The organism is Trueperella sp., from assembly GCF_043424875.1.
In the GTDB taxonomy this organism is placed as follows: domain Bacteria; phylum Actinomycetota; class Actinomycetes; order Actinomycetales; family Actinomycetaceae; genus Trueperella.
Genome location: NZ_JBHWPL010000109.1, coordinates 1 through 19897, shown reverse-complemented (window position 1 = coordinate 19897; position 19897 = coordinate 1). Strand labels below are relative to the sequence as shown.

The window sequence follows — 19897 nt, the reverse complement described above, 5'->3', positions numbered from 1 at the left end:
CCCACCTCGTCGATGCGGCCGCCGCGGAGCGTGATAATCCTGTCGACGGACGCGATCGTGGACAGGCGGTGGGCGATGATCAGCGACGTCCGCCCGGCCATGAGCTCCTCGAGTCCCGCTTGCACCTGGCGCTCGGCCTTGGTGTCGAGCGCCGAGGTCGCTTCGTCGAGGATGAGGATGTCTGCGCCCTTCAACGTCGCGCGAGCCACCGAGATGCGCTGTTTCTGGCCACCCGAGAGCTTCAGGCCGCGCTCTCCGATCAACGACTCGTAACCGTTCTTGAACCGAACGATGAAGTCGTGGGCGTTCGCGCGGCGAGCGGCTGATTCGATCTGCTCTGGCGTGGCGTTGACGTCCGAATAGCCGATGTTCTCGGCGATCGTGCCCGAAAACAGCGAGGCGTCTTGAAACACCACGCCGATCTCGTTGCGCAGGGTCTCCAGTGGCAGCGTCTGAATATCGCGCCCGAAGATCCGAATCGTTCCCGCGCGCGGCTTGTAAAAACCCATGAGCAGCGAGGTAATCGTGGTTTTTCCGCCACCCGATTCGGAGACGAGCGCAAGCCGCTCCCCGCGCTCGACCGCGAATGAGATATCGGTGAGCACGTCGTCGTCGGAATCGTAGCCAAAGTCCACTCCCTCGAAGGTGATCGCCACGTCGTCGTCGGTCCGATCTGGAACCGACGTAATGACCGGGCGCTGGGGAATCTCCAATTCCATGACGTCGAAGTAGTCCTTCGAGCCGGCGATCGCGCGTTGGGCGGAGTCGACAATGTAGCTCATCGAGCTGACAGGCGTGCGAGCCATGTTGACGAGCTGGATAAGCAGAACCATCTCACCGACCGTGAAGTTACCCTGCACAGTCTGGACGAAGATGATCGCATAAATGCCGAAGAACGTCGCGGCCATGAAGATCCTGCGCAGGAAGTCCATCCAGTGCCAGTGGCGGGATTGGTCGGCCGTGACCTCCTCGGCCTTCCGATAGCGCTGCGTGAAGAAATCGAGCTCGCGGCGCTCTTGGACGAAGGACTTAACCACGCGCATCTGGCCGATCACCTCTTGGAAGCGGCCGCCCGCGGTGTCGATCTGCTCGTTCTTAATTCCCTCTTTGACCTGCCAGCGCCGGGACGTGAGGGCGGTTAGCCACATGTACACGGGGAAGATAATGATGAGAAGGAGCGAGAGCAGCGGCGAGTAGAACGCCGAGATCACGAGCACCGCGCCGATGGTGAGGAACGTGGTGAAGAACTGGTTGGAAAACGACTTGATGAAGTTGGTGACTTCCATGATCGAGCGGTTCAGGCGCGAGGTGATGCGGCCGGTCAGCTCGTTGTCGAAGTAGCGCTGCGGGAGTTGAAGCAGCTTGTCGTAGTAGCGCACCGAGAGAATCGTTCGCATCCGCTGGCTCATGATGTCGCCGGCGTATTGGCCTCCGGCGGAGATCACGACGCCGATCGCCTCGAGTGCTAAGAAGGCGACGGCGAGCCAGAGGACGGCGCTGATGGCGTCGTCGGTAGGGATGGCGCCTGACACGGCGCCCACGGCCTGATCCGTGGCACGCCCGATGACGAACGGGATGAGGATGTTCGCCACGGTCACCAAGATCGAGGACACCGCCACGAGAGCATAGAGCGGGGCGAGGGACGAGGTGAATCTGAAAATCCTAAAGAGCGCTTTCACGCAGACGATCGTAGTAGCCCCACTGAATTTATCCTATGCCCGCCCTCACAAAATCGCCTGGATTCTGAGGCGGCATCGAACCTAGCACCGAGCCTAGCATCGGGCGTAGCTTCGGGCGCGGCCCGGGCACGCCCCGGGCGTCTTTCGTTGATATATCGCTCCTTATGTCCATTTCAGGATGTGACATAGCTCGCCATTGTCGGAGGTCTCTGCCATGATCGTGGGCACCCCCTTTGACATATGGAGGCTCAATGAAATTCCTACGGAAAGCACTGGCAGCGGCCGGTGCGGGCGCAATTGCGCTCGGCCTCGGGCTAGCGCCCGCCGCTGCAACCGACGGCACCGATGCCGCCGGGGCGGAGACAACTTCGCCAAAAGAACACCACCTATCAGGCTTTGATCTTGAGGGCAACGCAATCACCCTCGCGCCACGTGACATCGACGTCGTCGTCATGCTCAAAGATCAGCCATCCACGCTGTCCGAGTCTGACGAAAGCGCCAGGCTCGCCACGCAAGACCAACTCATCGCCAAGTGGGAGGCAGACTACGGGATCGTCGTCGATCGTCAGTTCGCCTACCTCGTCAATGGTTTCTCCGCCACGATCTCATCCGATCAGATTCTTGGCCTGAGCCAGGAGCCCGAAGTCGAGTCGGTCGCCCGCGAGCGCATTTATTACGAGACCGAAGCCCACGCCCGTGACATGCACGGCGTGGCAAAGGCCTACGCCGATTACGGCGTGGATGGCGCCGGCACCGTGGTCGCCATTATTGATTCCGGCATCGACGTGACGCATCAGGACATGCGCCTCGACGAGGGCATGTGCGAGATCGCCAAGCTCGCGCCGGATACCGAAAACGGCTTCACCTGCAAGGTTCCGTTCGGCTACAACTATGCGGACGACAACTGGGTTGTCCACGACACCACCGGTAGCGACCACGGCATGCACGTGGCCGGCATCGTCGGCGCAAACGGCGCCGAGGGCCCGGACGCCCCCGATTTTGACGCGACCGGCCGCATCGACGGCGCCGCGCCCAACGCCCAGCTCCTGGCCATGAAGGTCTTCTCCAACGACGGCTCTGGCGGAGCTTCCGACGGCGATATCGTCGTCGCGATTGAGGACTCGGTCAAGCTCGGCGCGGACGTCATGAACCTCTCGCTCGGATCGCCCAACGGCGTGGCCAACACGTCTGACGGCATGGCGCGCGCCCTCGAGGTTGCACGCGAGAACGGCGTGCTCCCCGTGATTTCGGCCGGCAACTCCGGCCTGAACTTCTCGCAGACCGCCGAGACTGACGACATCTTCGGCTTGTTCGACGACGGCGTGACCGGCGCACCCTCGGTTAATCCGTGGGCATTCACGGTCGCGTCGATTGACAACAGCTTCGAGGTCATCCCGGTCTCGTACTGGTACGACGACGGCGCGCAGTCAAGCCTTCCGAGCCTGCGAGCAACCGGCCAGCCCGACGGGCAGGAGTGGGAGATCGTCGACGTCGGCCTCTCGCAGCCACAAGATTACACCGCGGATACCGACCTCACCGGCAAGTTCGCGCTCATCGAGCGTGGCGGAAACACCTTCGCAGAAAAGTACGCGAACGCCATCGCCCACGGCGCCGAAGGCATCGTCGTCTTCAACTCCGAAGCCGGCGGCAATGAGTTCGTGGGCATGGGCGGCGTCGAGGAATACACCCTGTTCTCCGCGTCCATCTACCGCTCCGACGGCCTTGCGATGCGCGAAGCCCTCGAGGCCGGCCGCACCGTCACGGTTCAGTTCACCACGGATCAGGAGGTCGTCCCGTACGCCGATGGCTGGCGCGGATCGTCCTTCACCTCGTGGGGCCCGACCCCCTCGCTTGAGTTCAAGCCAAACATCGCCGGTATCGGTGGCTCCGTCTACTCGACCGTCAACAACGATCAGTATGGCGTCAAGAGCGGCACCTCGATGGCTGCGCCGAACGTCTCCGGCGTGTCAGCGCTGCTGGTGCAGGAGTTCCGCGACCGCTACCCGAACCTGAGCGGTAACGAGCTGGCCGATCGCCTCGAGATTGCCCTTCAGAACACGGCGGACATCCCGATGACGGCGGACGGCGTGCCGCTCTCGCCGCGTCAGATCGGCGCCGGCCTTGCGCGCGCTGACCTGGCCCTCGAGAACGAGGTGTTCGCAACCGTGGACGGCGCCGCAGAAGTGCCGCTCTACGAGGTCAACGGCCGCACGAACTTCACCGTCACGCTTGAGAATTTTGGCGATGAAGCGGTCACGTACACGGTTCCCGAGCAGCAGGTGATCGGCGAGACGAACGCCCAGTGGGAGAACACCACCACGTTCATCTCGGATGAGACCCTGACGGCCTCGGCCTCCACCGTGACCGTTCAGCCGGGCTCGAACGCCTCGGTGACCTTCACGCTCTCGCCGAACACTGCCGAGCCGCACTACATCGCGGGCTGGGCGCGTTTCGAATCCGAGACCGCTCCGGACCTGTCGGTCCCGTACCTCGGCTTCGTCGGTGACTGGAACGAGGAGCCCATCATCCTTCCCGAGGGTGAGCAGTGGTTCCCGGAGGTCAACGATTCGAGCTCGCAGCTCGTCACGGACGTCATGGGCTACACCTTCCCGCTGTCGGTGATGGAGTTGCTCAACGGCATCCCCGGGTCTGAGTTCTGGCTCTCGCCGAACGGCGACGGCGACGTCGACGTCATCGCTCCCACCCTCGTCTTCATGCGTAACGCATCGGAGATCAAGTACGAGGTGCTGGACGAAAACGGTAATCTCGTGCGCACGCTCGGCATCGAGCAGGACATGCGCCGCGAGCTCGCCATGGACGTTCTAGCCTCCGGTGGCGCCAACATCGGCTACCTTCCCCGCTACACCTTCGATGGTTTGACGTGGGATCCAGCTGTTGGCAATTACGTGGCCGTTCCGGATGGCCGCTACACCTACCGCGTCTCCGCTCGCCTCGGCGAGCAGTGGGAGTGGCAGACCATCGACTTCGAGTTCGGTGTGGATAACACCGCGCCCGTCGTCGAGTTCGAGTCCTTCGACGGCGAGACCCTCGTGTTCTCGATCATCGAGGAGACCTCGGGCCTTGCTAATGCGCCCACCGCAACCGATTCGGCCGGCGCCGAACTGGAGCTGACGGATCTGGGCGACAACCGGTTCTCGGCGCAGGTCACGAACCCTGACGTTTCCCACATCACCGTGTCCGTCATGGATCTCGGCTTCACGCTGGGCGTTGGAACGTACCTCGTTGCTGAGGACACCCTGGCCATCACCGGCAAGGACTTCCTCGAGTCGGGCGTCATCGGTCCGAACACCTCGGGCGTGGCCGATGGCTCGCTGCGCGTGCAAGGTCTCGCGTCGTCGTCGATTACCGATCTGAGCGTCAACGACGAGCCCGTGGACATCCTCTCGGGCCGCTGGAGCGCGTTCCTCCCGCTTGAATACGGCGAGAACACGTTCGAGTTCGTGGGGTCGAATGAGCAGGGCGAGGTCGATTCGCAGACGTTGACCGTCTTCTACGACGACGTCCCGCCGGTTGTCGACATCTCCAACCTGGACTCGTCCGGAACCGTCCTCGTTGACGAGGGCGGCCAGATCACCGTGACCGGTACCGTGACCGACGAACGCGAGGGCGCCGAGCTTTCGCTGAAGATCAACGGCGAGGACGTTGCCCTCACGGACGGCGCCTTCGAGCACACGTTCACACCGGCCCCCGAAGCGCTCACCTTCCCGGTGGTTGCCTCGGACGGCGTGAATACGACGTCGGAAGCGTACTCGATCCACGAGCGCGTCCCGGAGGTTCCCGAATGGGCGCTGCCCACGTTCACGAACGCTGACGCGGCGGTTGGCTACGCAACGATCTTCCTGCCGAACGATTCGCCGGATTACAACGACGGCGTCTTCACGCTTCGCGGCGAAGGCGCCCACGGCGTTGGCGAGATCATCTTCACGCCGCGCCCGGAGGTTGTGGACGGCCAGTACGTGACGCCAGAGCCGATCGTGGCGGTCCCAGCTGCGGATGGCACGTTCACGATCGACATCCCGGTCACCACGGGCTTCAACCCGCACAACCTCAAGATCGTTGACACGGCTGGCGAGGTTCGCCTCGAGACCTACACGAGAATCTTCTCCGACATGGTCATGCCGACGATCGCGTTCGACGAGCCGACCCTCGTGGGCGGCACGCTCTACGCCAACAACCCCGAGGTCGTTTTCGCAGGCACCGCCTCCGACGACGGCTGGGGCTACACGCTGAAGATCAACGATTCGACGATCCTTGAGTTCTTCAACTACGGCGGCCACGGGCCGGAATCGAACGAGCGCACCTTCTCCGAGGTCGTTCAGGTTGCCGACGACGATCTCATCCAGATCGTCTTCGGCGACGCGATGGGTAACCTTCTCGTTGCCTACATCCCGGTGATTCTGGATTCCGAGGCTCCCGGCCTGACGTTCAGCGTTGCTGACGGCGCCGTCATTCGTGACGCCGCACCGGTCACGACGACGGCGACCGACGAGAACATCGCGTCGCTCAACGTCAGCCTGATCGGTGCCGAGGGCGAGGTTCTCAACGAGACGATCACCGCGGAGCTGCTCACGCAGCTCGTGCCGGTTGAGAATTACCTCGGTGAGGACACGGGCGAGGCCGTTGGCACGCTGACCGAGTCCGAGGTCTCCGAACTGCTCCAGCAGATCGACACCGCGGACCTGCGCGGCGAGTACACACTCACGGCAACGGCCACGGATCTGGCGGGCAACACGGTTGCGCGCGCGGTCACCTTCACGGTGAACGACGACCCGGTCATCACGGCGCCGGAGACGGTGGACCTCGAGGTCTACCGCGAGGTGCTCGGTGATCAGGACGCGCTGCGCGCCCTGGTTCTCGAGCAGGTCGCCGTGAGCGACGACGATCCGATCGCCACCGACCCGGCCAACCCGGCCGAGGGCGAGACCACCGTTGACCTCGCAGAGGGCACCGTGCTCGTCGAAGGCGAGAACGCCGTGACCGTGGTCGTGACTCAGGCGGACGGCGTCGTCGTAACGCAGGACCTCGTGGTCAACGTGTCGCTCCTCGATGTGACGCTCGAAGATGACGGCGTGACGATCACGGGCAAGTTCCGCTCGGATGACTCGCTCACGGCGACGTTCTCGAACGGCGGCACGCTGCTAGAGATCTCCAACGACGACCCGTACGCGACCCAGCGTGGCGTGATCACTGTTCCGGCCGACGAGGACATTCAGGTGTTCTTCGTGGCGCCGAGCGGTGAGCGCGTGCCGGTGGAGGCCGAGTGGGCCGACGGGATCTTGACGTTCGAGGGCTTCTCGCGCTCGACCTTCGAACTCGTCGTCCGCCCGACCCCGGTGGATCCGGAGGATCCGGGCACGCCGATCGATCCGGAAGAGCCGGGCGAGCCGGTCCAGTGCGAGACCATCGATCGTCCGGGCACCATGCCGCGCGGCACCGACCGACTGGGCGAGGCAACGGGCGACCGGAGCGCTGACCTGTGGTCGGTTGACGAGAATGGATCCGTCCACTTCTACGCCGGCAACGGCAAGGGCGGCTTCTACCACCGCGGCATCGTGATGTGCGATCAGGGCCAGATCACCGAGATCACCCCGATTCCGGACGTCAACGACGACAGCCGCGCGGACCTGCTGGTTCGCCATAGTGATGGCACGATCCACTTCTACTACTCCGACGGCGCCGGATTCCTGACCAAGGGTCCGCAGGCCGGTCACGGGTGGAATGGAATGGACAACATCGTGTTCGCTGGTGAGTTCGCTGGTCGGGACTACGTCGTCGCACGCCAGGTGGCGAGCGGCGATCTGTACCGCTACCAGCTCACGAGCCGAGGCCTGAGCGGCGCCGCCAAGATTGGTCACGGCTGGGGTGGCATGGATGTCATCCTCGCACCGGGTCAGTTCACTGGCGACTCGCACGCTGACCTCGTGGGAATCTCCAAGGACGGCAAGATGTTCGCCTACAAGGGTCTGCGCAATGGCACCTTCGCCGGCGTCGGCCAGATCGGCCACGGCTGGTCGTCCTTCACCCACGCCACCATCCCTGGTGACCTCAACGGTGATGGCGCACTCGACATGGTCGGTATCCGCGGCGATGGCAGGCTGTTCTTCTTCGAGAACCGCGGCAATGGCTACTGGGCGCCGTCCGTGCAGGTCGGACACGGATGGGGTGGCATGGTCGTCATCTCATAACGAGAGTACTGATCGGGCCGGCAGCGGCTGGGCCGATCAATAACACGGCGGAGGGCCTACATTGAGGCCCTCCGCCTTTTTGCTGGTGTGCCGTCACGCGCGGCTGGTGTGCCGTCACGCGCGGCTGCCGACTCAGTGCACAGTTGCCGCGTCAGATTTCGAGGCCGAACTCCTCCGCCGTCGCGAACGACGTCTGCGTGCCCCGCCTCGTCACCGAGTCGGCCGCGTACCTGTTCGCGATCGTAATGGCCGTGTCGATATCGCCAGTCTGAACGAGCACGTGCGAGAAGCAACCGATGAACGCATCGCCGGCGCCCGTCGTGTCCACCGCGTCAACCTTCTCGCCCTGGTAGCGCTTCGCCGCCTCACCATTGACCCACAGTGCACCGCGCGAGCCAAGCGTCACGATGACGTCCTTGATTCCGGCGTCCAGGAGCTTGCGCGCCGCGGCTTCAATCTCCTCCTCGCTCTCAACCGGCATTCCCGTGAGGAGCGCCAACTCGGTCTCGTTGGGCATGAGGTAGGTGCAGTCCTTGACGCGATCCAGATCAAGGTTCGGATCGGCAGGCGCGGGATTGAGCAGAACCGGGATGCCGTGCTTCGTGCCGAACTCGATGGCGTAGTAGACGGTCTCGATGTCGATCTCGAGCTGCAAAACGATGAGCTTACAGGCCGCGATATCCTCGGCCGCGTCGTCGATATCGGCGGGCGAGAGCTCCGCGTTGGCGCCCTTGATAATGATGATCCGGTTGTTGGATTCCTTATCCACGAAGATCGGCGCGACCCCGGATGTCCCCTCGGTGCGTAGCACGTACTTCGTGTCGAAGCCGTTATCTTCAAAGTTTTTAATCGTGTTGTCCGCGAACAGGTCCGAGCCCACGCGGGTGATCATCAGAACCTCGGATCCGAGGCGGCGCGCGGCCATCGCCTGGTTCGCGCCCTTGCCGCCCGACCCGAGCTGAAAGTCTGGGGCTTCAATCGTTTCGCCATCTTCTGGCATGCGGTCGATATAGGAAATGAGGTCCACGTTGTTGGACCCGATGACTGCAATATCCATGCTGACTCCTTCGTCTGCGGTGGTGAGACATGGCCTCGGCAGTGCGCGAGGCCGCGGTTGTTCCGAGTCTAGTTCCGTCGGCCACCCGTGGGAATGCCTTTACGACGACGGCGAAGCGCTAGGACTTCAGCGAAGCGCTAGGACTTCGGCGCGGCAGGCTTCAAGAACGGCACTGCGCTCTCGGAGTCTCGGCGGCCAGATGACCACATCACAGGCTCGGGAGCGAAGCTGCCGTGTGGATCGCGGGACGCGCGCAGGTCGATGATCCGCTGGTTGCGCGAACCCCGGAACGCGAGGTCGTGGTGGTAGAGCCGCTTAATGAACGGGCCGTCCACAACGACGTCGCACAGCTCGAGAAGCTCTCGCTTATCCGGCGTTTCGTCCAGGAGCTGCTCGTAGGTGTAACCCGTCCAGATCCAGATATCTTTCTCGGCCCCGAACTGCTCGCGCACCCGCGTGACCAGCGGGATCAGAATGGGCGTGGCGAGCATGGGCTCGCCGCCCACGAGCGAAAGACCGGCAACGTAGGGCTGGGCAAGATCGGCAAGGATCTGGTCTTCAAGCTCCTGCGTGTAGGGCGTGCCATAACGGAAGCTCTGAGCCGCCGCGTTGTAGCAGTCCGGACATTTAAACGGGCAACCTGAGACGTATAACGAGCACCGCACGCCCTCGCCGTCCACGAAGTTGAACGGCTTGTAATCAGCGATGTGGCCAGCGGACAGCGCGGCACCTTGCCACTCCCCCGGTTGGGGAATGGCAATGCCGTCGCTATCCTTGGTTGCCACTGCCGTGTCGGGCCACCCTTATCGGGTGGGGCCATCCATGTGCTTGACGCGCGAAGCGATCTCCACGTGACGGCCGTGAACCATCGGTCGCTTCTGGGGGTTGCCGAGGTAGCCGCAGGTGCGCTTGACGACGTCGCAGCTCGCAGGATCGTCGTTGCCGCAGTCGGGGCACTCGAAGCCATCGGCCGTCGCGCCGAACTCGCCCTCGAACCCGCACTCGTAGCACTTATCGATCGGGGTGTTCGTGCCGAGGTAGGCCACGCGATCATAGGCGTAGTCCCACACGGCCTCGAGCGCCTTCGTGTTGTGCGTGAGCTTCGGGTATTCGCAGTAGTGGATGAATCCGCCCTTGGTCAGCTCCGCGTACGGCGCCTCAAAGTCGATCTTTTCGAACGGCGTGATCTTCTTGCGCACGTCATAGTGGAAGGAATTCGTGTAGTAGTCCTTGTCCGTGACGTTCTCGATCACGCCGAACTTCTCGCGGTCCAGACGGTTAAAACGATCAGTCAACGATTCCGACGGGGTGGCATACACGGAGAACCAGTACGGGTGCTCCTTCTTCCACTGATCGGTGTAGCGATTCATCGCGCGAAGGATCTCGAAGGTGAACTCCTTCGCCTCCGGATCCGTCTCCCAGTCCGGCCCGTAGAACATCGTGGCTGCCTCGTAAAGGCCGATGTAGCCCAGCGACACCGTGGCGCGCTGACCGCGGAAGAACTTCTTCACGTCCGTTTCCTCGTCGGACGCGCGCTTACCGAAGGCTCCGTACTTGTACAGGATCGGCGCGTTGGCCGGCGTCGCGTCCTCGCAGCGATCGATACGGAATAGCAGAGCCTCGTGCATGATCTCCATGCGCTCGTCGAACAGCTCCCAGAACATGTCCATGTCCCCGCGCGCCTCGATCGCGATGCGCGGGATGTTGAGCGTGACGACTCCGAGGTTGTTACGGCCGGCGTTCACGGCCTCGCCAGTTTCCGGATCGACCCACTTCGGCAGGAACGAGCGGCACCCCATCGGCGTCTTGTAATCGCCCTCAATCTCGACGAGACGATCGTAGGAGAGCACGTCCGGGTACATGCGCTTGGTCGAGCACTCGAGTGCGAGCTGCTTGATGTCGTAGTTCGGATCGCCCTCATCCAAGTTGACGCCGCGGCGCAGACCGAAGACGAGCTTGGGGAAGATGGCCGTGTGCTTATCTTTGCCAATACCGCCGATGCGGACCTTGAGGATAGCCTTTTGGATCTCGCGCTCAAAAACGCCTTCGCCCAGGCCAAAACCGAGGGTGACGAACGGGGTTTGGCCGTTGGAGGTGTAGAGCGTGTTGATCTCGTACTCGAGCGACTGCATCGCGTCGTAGATATCCTTGCGCGTCTTCGCCATGGCGTAGTCCTCGCGCAGGTCGGGCGCGACCCACTGCTCGGCGTCGACCATGTGCTTGTTGTAGTTCAGCTGCGCGAACGGAGCGAGAACCTCGTCGATGCGATCAACCGAGGTGCCGCCATACTGCGACGAGGCGACGTTCGCGATGATCTGCGCGATCTGCGCCGATGCCGTGTTAATCGACTTCGGCGATTCCACGCGAGCGTTGCCGATTTGGAAGCCGTCGCGGAGCATGCCCGGGATGTCGATGAGGCAGCAGTTCGTCATCGGCTGGAACGGGTTGTAATCCAGGTCGTGGAAGTGGATGTCGCCTTTGATGTGTGCGTTGGCGACGTGCTTGGGCAGCATGTGCTTGAGCGCGTAGGCCTTCGCCACAGAGCCTGCCGTGAGGTCCCGCTGCGTGTTGAAGACGGTGGCGTCCTTGTTCGCGTTCTCGTTGACGACGGACTTGTCGCGCGAGAGCAGCTTGCCCACCGAATGCTGCACATCCATCGCTTGATCGCGCGCAACATCGCGATCGTGGCGGTACTCGATGTAGGCGCGGGCAACCTCGGGGTACTTCGAGCCCATGAGGTAGTCCTCAACCGCGCGCTGGATGGTGGGAATGTCGAGGTCCTGCTCGGGCAGGCCGGCGACCACGGCGTCGGTCGCCTCGGCCGCGAACTCGTGATCCTCAACCCCGCGGCTGTTGAGTGCTGCTTCGATGGCGCGGTAAATCTTTGCGGCATCGAAGCGCGCCGAGCGCCCATCTCGCTTCAGTACGGAGATCTTCGTGGTGACGTTGAGCGACATGGGCGTGCCTTTCTACATTTCGTCGTTGCGACCAGTGGTGAAATCCGGTGTTTTTGGGGTAATCTCACGGACATTTCGCTACTTTGGGAAAGTTCTGGAAAACCCTAAATGTTGTGCGCCGAATTTTTTCGAACACTACATATAGTAGCCACTTTGAACTTACACGCATGTTATTTGAAGAAGTTCAACGTGTGTCTCACAGGGATTCGGCAGGTTCTCGCGCCTAACGGCTAAAAACTACTTGAAGTCTTCGGCGTGTCGCCCCGTTGCAGGTCTCTCTTTTCACTACACAGCACCGGTAGCAGTCAGGTACGTGAGCACCGCTCGCACGCGCCGGTTATCCTCCCCGGGCGGCAAGCCGAGTTTGGAGAACACGTTCGCCACGTGCTTTGATACCGCGGCCGCAGACAAGAACAGCACGTCCGAGATCTCCGCATTCGATTTGCCTTGGGCCATCATCTCGAGGACCTCGCTCTCGCGCGGGGTGAGGGCGTCGAGCGCGCGACCCTTTCCGCGCACGAGGCCAGCGGCCACCTCGGGGTCGACGACGACGCCCCCACTTGCCACGACCTCGAGCGAGCGCACAAAATCCGCCACGCGCGAGACCCTCTCCTTGAGCAGGTAGCCGAGCCCACCTCGCTCCGCGCCAGGCCGCGACATCGCCGTGGGATCAAAAAGGGTCGAGGCATACGCCGGCGCTACATACTGGCTGAGCACCATGACGTTGAGCTCCGGGAAGTCCTCGCGAAGCTCGCTCGCAACGCGCAGTCCGTCGTCGGTCATCGTGGGCGGCATACGTACGTCCACAACCAAGACATCAACGGCGTCCGGATCCGCGTTCAACAAAGCGCGCAGCGTGGCAATCGTGGAGGGCGCGTCCGGCGTTTGCCCAACCACCTCGTGGCCCACGCGCTCCAAGATGCCAGCCAGCCCCTCGCGCACGAGCACCGCATCATCGGCAAGAAAGATCTTCACGTTGTGCCACCCTCTGCGGATGTCTGCTCGTCGGATGCAAGCCCGCTCTCGCCGCGCCGCAGCAGGAGCGGGATCGTGCCCGCGACCGTCGTCGGCCCACCGAGCGGCGAATGCACCGAGAGCGTGCCGCCAAATGCCGCCAGCCGCTCCTTCAAACCGGCCAACCCGCCGCCCGGTTTAATCTCGGCGCCACCCGGGCCATCATCCACGACCGACACCTTTAGTGACTCATCGGCCGCTAGGAGCACGGTTGCGGCCGAATCCGGCGCATATTTCACTAAATTTGTCAGAGATTCCGTGACTAAGAAGTATGCGGTCGTCATCACGCCCTCGGGAAGCGTGGGCAGCGGGTTCGGAACCATGACGCGGGCGTTGGCTGAGCTGCGCTCGGCGACGTCGCGGATCGCCCGCTCGAGCCCGAGGTCCGAGAGCACTTTCGGATGAATCTGATTGACGGTGTCGCGTAGCGTTTTCAGCGCCGCCTCGTTGGAGCCGAGCGCCCGCGCGAGCACCTGCGGAAGGTCCGCGAGCGCCTCGGGCAAGTCGCCCGCCATGTCCACCATGAACGCGGCCTCGCCAATCGCCATTCCCGATGCCACGAGGTGCTGCTGCGCGCCGTCGTGGAGATCGCGCTCGATGCGCCGGCGCTCAATCTCGAACGCCTGCACGATCTCGCGCCGCGACTCCGTCAGCTCCGACACCTCTCGTGCGGCGTCTCGTCTCCTGCGCCATCTCATGCGTTCAGCATAGCCACGCCCGCCCGCCGGTTCCGGCGAATTGCCGCAAAGGTAGACCTAGCTCTACCCTAAACTGGCTATGTGGCACCATTTCGTCCACGTCCCATGTCGACTTGAATGAGACACATGAACACACAAGCGCTGCAGGCCACCGGCCTCGTTAAGACATATAGTTCCGTCCACGCCCTCGCCGGCGTCGACATCACGATCGGCGCCGGCGAGCTCGTTGCCATCATGGGCCCGTCCGGCTCCGGCAAGTCCACCCTCCTCCACGTTCTTTCTGGGATTTTGCTTCCCGACGCCGGCGAGGTTCGCCTTGGCGACGCCGTCGTCACGGCTCTCAAAGATTCCGGGCGTTCGAAGTTACGCCGGGAGCAGTTTGGGTTCGTGTTTCAAGATGGCCAGCTCGTTCCCGAGCTGACGGCGCGCGAGAATGTCGCCTTGCCGCTACTCGCCAGCGGTGCGTCGCGCGGGCGGGCGATGCGGGCCGCCGACGAGTGGCTCATGCGCCTCGGGGTCGGCGAGCAGAAGAGGAAGCGCCCCGGCGAGATGTCCGGAGGTCAGGCTCAGCGCGTGGCGATTGCTCGCTCCATGGTTGCCAACCCGTCGATCATTTTTGCCGATGAGCCAACCGGCGCGCTCGACCAGGCCACCGGCCACGAGGTCATGCAGGTGCTCTCGACCACCGCGAAGATGAATGGAACCACGCTCGTCGTCGTCACTCATGATCTCAAGGTCGCCTCGTGGACGGATCGTCTCGTGGAAATCCGCGACGGTCTCATTCACACCGACCGCACCATGGCCGACGTCGTCAACAGCGCTGCCAACGCCCATCAGATCCAGCACGCGGAGGTCGGGCGATGAGCACGCTAACCATGGCATCCAATCTCGCGATCGCACGCATCCGCAACGCGCGCGGGAACGCCCTCCTCGACGTCTTCGCGATCATCGCGTTCGCCGTATCCTCGTGGCTCCTTCTCACCACCCTCGGCGGGGTGTGGATGTTCTACAACCGGCAAGATTCGCTGTCCGACCTGCTTTTGGAGCACAAGGGGCTCGATCCGTTCTTCACTGACGGCCTTGGCACCATGTACTTCTTCCTCGCGATCGTGGCGCTCGGACTGCTGATCATCCCGCTGCTCGGGCTAGGCTCCGCAGCCACCCGCCTCGGCGCGAATGGCCGCGCTCGGCGGCTCGCCTCGTTGCGTCTCATCGGTGTGAGCGCCGCGCAGGTCAACCTCATGACTCTGGTGGAGACCCTTTTGCAAGCTCTCGTCGGGTTCGCCATCGGCCTGACCATATATCTCGTAACGCTGCCCGCGTGGTCGACGGTGAAGTTTACTGACATTCACCTCGGTGGTACCGAGATGCTCCTGCCCTGGTGGGGCTTCCTCGGAGCGTTCGTGCTCGTCGTTGTGATTACGCTGGCGTCCACGGTTATTGGGCTGCGCCGCGTGTCGATTTCTCCGCTCGGGGTCTCGCGCCGCGAAACTCCCGCGGCGCTCAAACACTGGCGCATCATCGGCCTCGTCGTGATGATTCCCGTGGCGAGCTACCTCATGCGGAACACGAACCTTGAGTCCCAGATCGAGCAGATCATCGGTATCGCGCTCGCGTGGGTGGGCCTGTTCCTCGCCGTGTCGCTGGCCGGGCCGCTCTTCATTCAGGTCGCGTCCCGTCCGTTCGCGCGTACCGGTAATCCGGCGCGCCTGCTCGGCGCGCGCAGGGTGATCGATGAGCCTCGAGCCGCCTGGCGCAACATCTCGGCCATTTCGCTCATGGCGCTCATCGCCTCGATCGTCGTCTTCGCTCTCAACATGTCGATGGTCGGAGACCCGGACGCGCAGGCGCTGACGGAGATCATGCAGGCGGACATCGTCAAGGGCGTGGTCATCGCGCTCGGCATCGCGCTGGCGCTAGGGGCCACCTCCACTCTCATCCAGCAGGCCGCCGACGTCTTCGACCGCGAAGACGAATCGCGAGCGCTGGTGAAGATGGGCTTCCCGCCGTCGACCCTCCTCAAAGCCCGGCTGTGGCAGGTGATGCCTCCACTTGCACTCATGCTCACGGTGACGATCGGAGTTGGCGCCATGATTGGTGGCGCTTCTGAAACCACGCCGCGGGCGGAGAACATGTTCCTGCTCGTCGCCATGATCATCGCGGGCGTCGTGCTCACGTTCGTCTCCGTGCTCGCCACCGCGCCGATCCAGTCGGCCCTGCTCAAGGAGAACACCCGCAAGAACGACTAGCGGGCCCAGCTCCGGGTGCCGTACGGGACTAGACAAGTTAGGCGGCGTACCAAACGGAGAAGGGCGCACCAAACGAGGGGGCCTACAACCCATTAGGTACGCCGCCCGCGTTGGTTCAACCCATTAGGTACGCCCCCCTAGCGCACGCACCCTCCACCCCATCAACTCCCGCCCTCAAACACAGCAACCCCCGCCCACGCGGCGTACCATTCGGGTTCACAGCAGCCAGGCGGAGCACCAAACGGGTTCACAGCAGCCAGGGGGAGCACCAAACGGGTTCACAGCAGCCAGGGGGAGCACCAAACGGAGAAGGGCGTACCAAACGAGGGGGCCTACAACCCATTAGGTACGCCGCCTGCGTTGGTTTGACCCATTAGGTACGCCGCCTGCGTTGGTTTGACCCATTAGGTACGCCGCCTGCGTTGGTTTGACCCATTAGGTACGCCCCCCTAGCGAGAAACGCGGCGAACAGCACTCCGCTTATCGCGGGCTAGGCGCAAAGATGGTGGCCGACGTCGTGCCGGCCACCATCTCATTCACGTTAGGCTTCCGCCCTCGCTTACCGCCTACTTCGGCTCATCAAGCCGCCGCTTTCGGCTACCGCCTACTTCGCGGCAACAGCCTCGGCTTCCGCCTACGCTTCCGCCGCCGCTTTCGGCTACAGCCTACTTGTTCGCGGCCTCGATAAATGCCTCGACGATGCCCTTGTTAAAGGCATCCAGATCGCGCGGGCTGCGGCTCGACATCAGGTTGCCGTCGCGGTGAAACTCCTCATCCACCCAGGTCGCGCCGGCGTTCTTCAGATCCGTCCGGATGCGCGGCGTGGACGTCATCGTGCGCCCCTCAACATCGCCCGTCTCCACGAGGATCCACGCGCCGTGGCAGATCGGCGCCACCGGCTTGCCGGCAGCCATGAAGGCGTGCACGAACTTCTGCGAGGCTTCGTCGTCGCGGATCTTGTCCGAGTTCAGCGTGCCGCCGGGCAGCACGAGACCCAAGTAGTCATCGGCGTTGGCGTCTTCGGCGACGACGTCGACGTCGTACGTTCCGCTCTTGTCCCAATCGCCGACGAGCGCGGTGATCGTGCCGGGCTCGTTCGAGACGAGCACGGGCTCCCCGCCCGCGGCCTCGATGGCCTTCCACGGCTCCGTCAGCTCTGGCTCCTCCACGCCGCGACGTGCGAGGAACGCAATCTTGTGGCCCTTCAGTTCTTCTCCGGTGTGCTCAGTCATTGAGATTCCTTCCGTCTGGCGGCCGGCGAACCGGCCGTCGTCGCGGCGGAGCGTAACGCGCCACCGCGCTTACTCCCTCTTTCTATCGAGGCCGCCGCCACCGGCTCAAGCCTTTCACCGCTACGCGATATCGGACACGCTAAGTTAGACCCATGAACGTCAAGCCCTCCGACCCCTGCCCGTGCGGCGGCCCGTCCCTCGCCGAATGCTGCGGCCCCTACCTGTCGGCGGCCGAGCTCCCGCCCACCGCCGAGGCCACGATGCGCTCGCGTTACAGCGCTTTCGTCACCAACAACCCCGAACACCTGTTCCGCACATGGCACGCCCGCACCCGCCCCGCCGGCGAAATCAACACGGGCTACGGCTGGATGGGGCTCGAGATCCTCGACGTCGTCGCCGGCACGGAAGCCGACCAAACCGGCGTCGTGGAATTCATTGCCAAGAACGTCCACGGGGATATCCGCGAGCGCTCGCGGTTTGACAGGCGCGCGGGGCGGTGGATGTACGTCGACGCCGAGGAGCCCGCAACCTAGCGCGCCGGTAGCGCCGCGGCCCTGTACACCAAGATCGCCGTCAGTCATCATCCTCAGGTTTGGTTGAGCGACCTTTTGGTTTGCGCGCGAGCATGCAAACATGGAGGCATGCACTCAATCGCAGCCCGCGGGCTCACGAAAAAATTTGGCAACGTGACGGCGGTCGATGGAATTGACATTCGCATCGGTAGCGGCGACGTCGTCGCATTACTCGGCCCCAACGGCGCCGGCAAAACCACCACCCTCGACATGATGCTCGGCCTCATTCCGCCAAGCTCCGGTTCGCTTGAGGTGCTTGGCGGTTCTCCCAGCGACGCCGTCCGGGCGGGTCGCATTTCTGCCCTCCTGCAAACCGGTGGTCTGCTTGCAGATATGACTGTTCGCGAGACGGTTCGGTACGTCGCGGCGACCTACGAGGATCCCGCGCCGATCGAGGAAGTGCTCGAGCGCACTGGCCTCGTGGAGCTTGCGGGCCGGCGCGTCTCGAAGTGTTCCGGCGGCGAGCAGCAGCGGCTGAAGTTCGCGCTCGCCCTCCTCGCCGAGCCTGACGTCCTTATTCTTGACGAGCCCACCACCGGCATGGACGTGGGCGCGCGCCGCAAGTTCTGGGACACAATGCACGCCGAGGCGACCGAGGGCCGAACGGTCATTTTCGCCACGCACTATCTACAGGAAGCCGAGGAGTTCGCCAACCGCATCATCCTCATGAACCGCGGGAAGATCGCCGCGGACGGCTCGATGCAGGACGTGCGAGCAATCGCGGGGATGCGTCGCGTTCGTGCGAAGGTCGGCGGCGGCCGGGGCGGCAGCGGCGGCCAGTGCGGCAGCGGTGGCCAGCACCGCGCAGACGAGCTAATCGCCGCCGTGACGACGGCGTTCGCCGGGACGACGGCGTCGTTCGACGGAGAAACTCTCCACATAATTACGCCGGACTCCGACGCCGTCGCGCGCCACGTGCTCGCAGACCCGGCCGTCTCGGATGTCACGATCACCGACTCCTCGCTCGAGGACGCGTTCATGACCTTGACCAGCCCCGACGACCAGGGAGCCACCTCATGATGACGATGCTCGCAATCGACATGAAGCGCACGCTGCGCGACCCCGGAATCATCTTCGTGATCGGCGTGCCCGTGCTGATGTACCTCATTTTCGGCGCTGCTCAAGAGTATGGGCAGGAGCCGCTGGGCAACGGCAATATCGCGATGGCGGTCATGATTGGAATGTCGGCGTACGGTGCGGCGTCAGCGACGATTTCGCTCGCCTCTACCGCCGCCGTTGAGCGGCTGCAGGGCTGGGGCCGCCAGCTCGCGCTCACCCCGATGACGACGGGCCAGTTCGTTAGAAACAAGTCGATCACGGCCACGCTTTTTGCCGCGATCACGATCGCAATCATTTATGCCGTTGCGGCGCCGACGGGGGCGGAGGCGACGGGGGCGGCGTGGGTGCTGTCGTTCATCATCCTGCTCGTGGGGGCGCTCCCGTTCGCCATGCTCGGGCTCGCGCTGAGCTACGTGTTCCGCTCCGAAGTGGCGACGGCGGTGGGGTCCGGTTTGCTGCTCCTGTTCGCCTTCGCGGGCAACCTCTTCGTGCCGCTGTCCGGGGCGTTGCTCGAGTTTTCGCGCTTTACGCCCATGTGGGGCTACATCACGCTCGCGCGCTGGCCGGTGGCGGAGGGCACGTGGACGACGTCGCAGGGCGAGGTTTATAGCGACGAACTCTGGCAGGGCGCGCTGTCGCTGGGCGTGTGGACGGTTGTCTTTGCGGCGCTCGCCATGGTGACGCTGCGCCGGCAGGGCGCGCGGCCGTAGCCGGGCGCGGGCGGGCTGACGCACGCCCAAAGGAACCCAACCCGCGCTAGCCGGCGTACCTAATCGGTTCCTCTCGTATAGGCGGCGCACCCAACGGGTCGCGGGCGGGCCGACGGCGAGCCCAACCGACCCAACGCGCGCTAGACGGCGTACCTAATGGGTTCCTCTCGTATAGGCGGCGCACCAAACGGGCTGCAGACCCCCTCGAAGGGTACGCCCTCCTCCGATTGGTACGCCGCCCACCAAAAACCAACCCGAATAGTACGCCGCCGAGGGACCAACGCGACCGAACCGGCCGTCGTCGACGCCGAAAATCCCCGTCACCCAGCCCTGCCTAGCGCTACCCGAGCTCCCCGACGCACCAAACGGGCTAAACCTCCGCAGGCGGCGCACCAAACGGGCTGCAGACCCCCTCGAAAGGTACGTCCTCCTCCGATAGGTACGCCGCCTACCAAAAACACAAC

At 63.7% G+C, this 19897-nt stretch carries 13 protein-coding genes; 6 read left to right on the top strand and 7 right to left on the bottom strand.

Annotated features, from left to right (window positions below; translation table 11 throughout):
• Nucleotides 1-1679: ABC transporter ATP-binding protein (locus ACHFFR_RS08850; protein WP_394263901.1), on the bottom strand; the 1679-nt coding region annotated here is incomplete at its 3' end.
• 251 nt (nt 1680-1930) lie between these two features.
• Here ACHFFR_RS08850 and ACHFFR_RS08845 point away from each other — a divergent pair.
• A complete protein-coding gene (locus ACHFFR_RS08845) occupies nt 1931-7885 on the top strand; it encodes a S8 family serine peptidase (RefSeq protein WP_394263900.1) in 5955 nt (1984 codons plus the stop codon).
• 151 nt (nt 7886-8036) lie between these two features.
• On the opposite strand, the gene rbsK is transcribed toward ACHFFR_RS08845, so the two are convergent.
• The 5 genes from rbsK to ACHFFR_RS08820 all read right to left on the bottom strand — a co-directional run bounded on the left by rbsK (nt 8037) and on the right by ACHFFR_RS08820 (nt 13611).
• Nucleotides 8037-8942, bottom strand: a complete 906-nt coding sequence (rbsK, locus tag ACHFFR_RS08840) for a ribokinase (RefSeq protein WP_394263899.1) — start codon at nt 8940-8942, stop codon at nt 8037-8039.
• 137 nt (nt 8943-9079) lie between these two features.
• Entirely contained in the window at nt 9080-9727 is a 648-nt protein-coding gene (gene nrdG, locus ACHFFR_RS08835; RefSeq protein ID WP_394263898.1) for an anaerobic ribonucleoside-triphosphate reductase activating protein, read from the bottom strand.
• Between the two features lie 18 nt (nt 9728-9745).
• A complete protein-coding gene (gene nrdD, locus ACHFFR_RS08830) occupies nt 9746-11899 on the bottom strand; it encodes an anaerobic ribonucleoside-triphosphate reductase (RefSeq protein WP_394263897.1) in 2154 nt (717 codons plus the stop codon).
• A gap of 285 nt (nt 11900-12184) precedes the next feature.
• Nucleotides 12185-12874, bottom strand: coding sequence for a LuxR C-terminal-related transcriptional regulator (locus tag ACHFFR_RS08825; protein WP_394263896.1), 690 nt, complete (start codon nt 12872-12874; stop codon nt 12185-12187).
• Nucleotides 12871-13611, bottom strand: a complete 741-nt coding sequence (locus ACHFFR_RS08820) for a sensor histidine kinase (RefSeq protein ID WP_394263895.1) — start codon at nt 13609-13611, stop codon at nt 12871-12873. The genes ACHFFR_RS08825 and ACHFFR_RS08820 overlap by 4 nt, the downstream gene beginning before the upstream one ends.
• A gap of 126 nt (nt 13612-13737) precedes the next feature.
• Between ACHFFR_RS08820 and ACHFFR_RS08815 the strand changes: the two genes are divergently transcribed.
• Both ACHFFR_RS08815 and ACHFFR_RS08810 read left to right on the top strand, forming a co-directional pair.
• Nucleotides 13738-14475, top strand: a complete 738-nt coding sequence (locus ACHFFR_RS08815) for an ABC transporter ATP-binding protein (protein WP_394263894.1) — start codon at nt 13738-13740, stop codon at nt 14473-14475.
• A complete protein-coding gene (locus tag ACHFFR_RS08810) occupies nt 14472-15860 on the top strand; it encodes an FtsX-like permease family protein (RefSeq protein ID WP_394263893.1) in 1389 nt (462 codons plus the stop codon). Before ACHFFR_RS08815 ends, ACHFFR_RS08810 begins: the two co-directional genes overlap by 4 nt.
• Nucleotides 15861-16525: 665 nt before the next feature.
• On the opposite strand, the gene ACHFFR_RS08805 is transcribed toward ACHFFR_RS08810, so the two are convergent.
• Nucleotides 16526-17092, bottom strand: coding sequence for a type 1 glutamine amidotransferase domain-containing protein (locus tag ACHFFR_RS08805; protein ID WP_394263892.1), 567 nt, complete (start codon nt 17090-17092; stop codon nt 16526-16528).
• Between the two features lie 152 nt (nt 17093-17244).
• On the opposite strand from ACHFFR_RS08805, the gene ACHFFR_RS08800 reads away from it, so the two are divergent.
• The 3 genes from ACHFFR_RS08800 (at nt 17245) to ACHFFR_RS08790 (ending at nt 19433) form a co-directional block, all read left to right on the top strand.
• Nucleotides 17245-17625, top strand: coding sequence for a YchJ family protein (locus tag ACHFFR_RS08800; protein ID WP_394263891.1), 381 nt, complete (start codon nt 17245-17247; stop codon nt 17623-17625).
• Between the two features lie 108 nt (nt 17626-17733).
• On the top strand, nt 17734-18684 hold the full coding sequence (locus ACHFFR_RS08795; protein WP_394263890.1) for an ABC transporter ATP-binding protein: 951 nt from the start codon (nt 17734-17736) through the stop codon (nt 18682-18684).
• The gene (locus ACHFFR_RS08790) at nt 18681-19433 is read left to right on the top strand and encodes an ABC transporter (RefSeq protein WP_394263889.1); all 753 of its coding nucleotides are present in this window, start codon (nt 18681-18683) and stop codon (nt 19431-19433) included. The genes ACHFFR_RS08795 and ACHFFR_RS08790 overlap by 4 nt, the downstream gene beginning before the upstream one ends.
• The last annotated feature ends 464 nt before the right edge of the window (nt 19434-19897 follow it).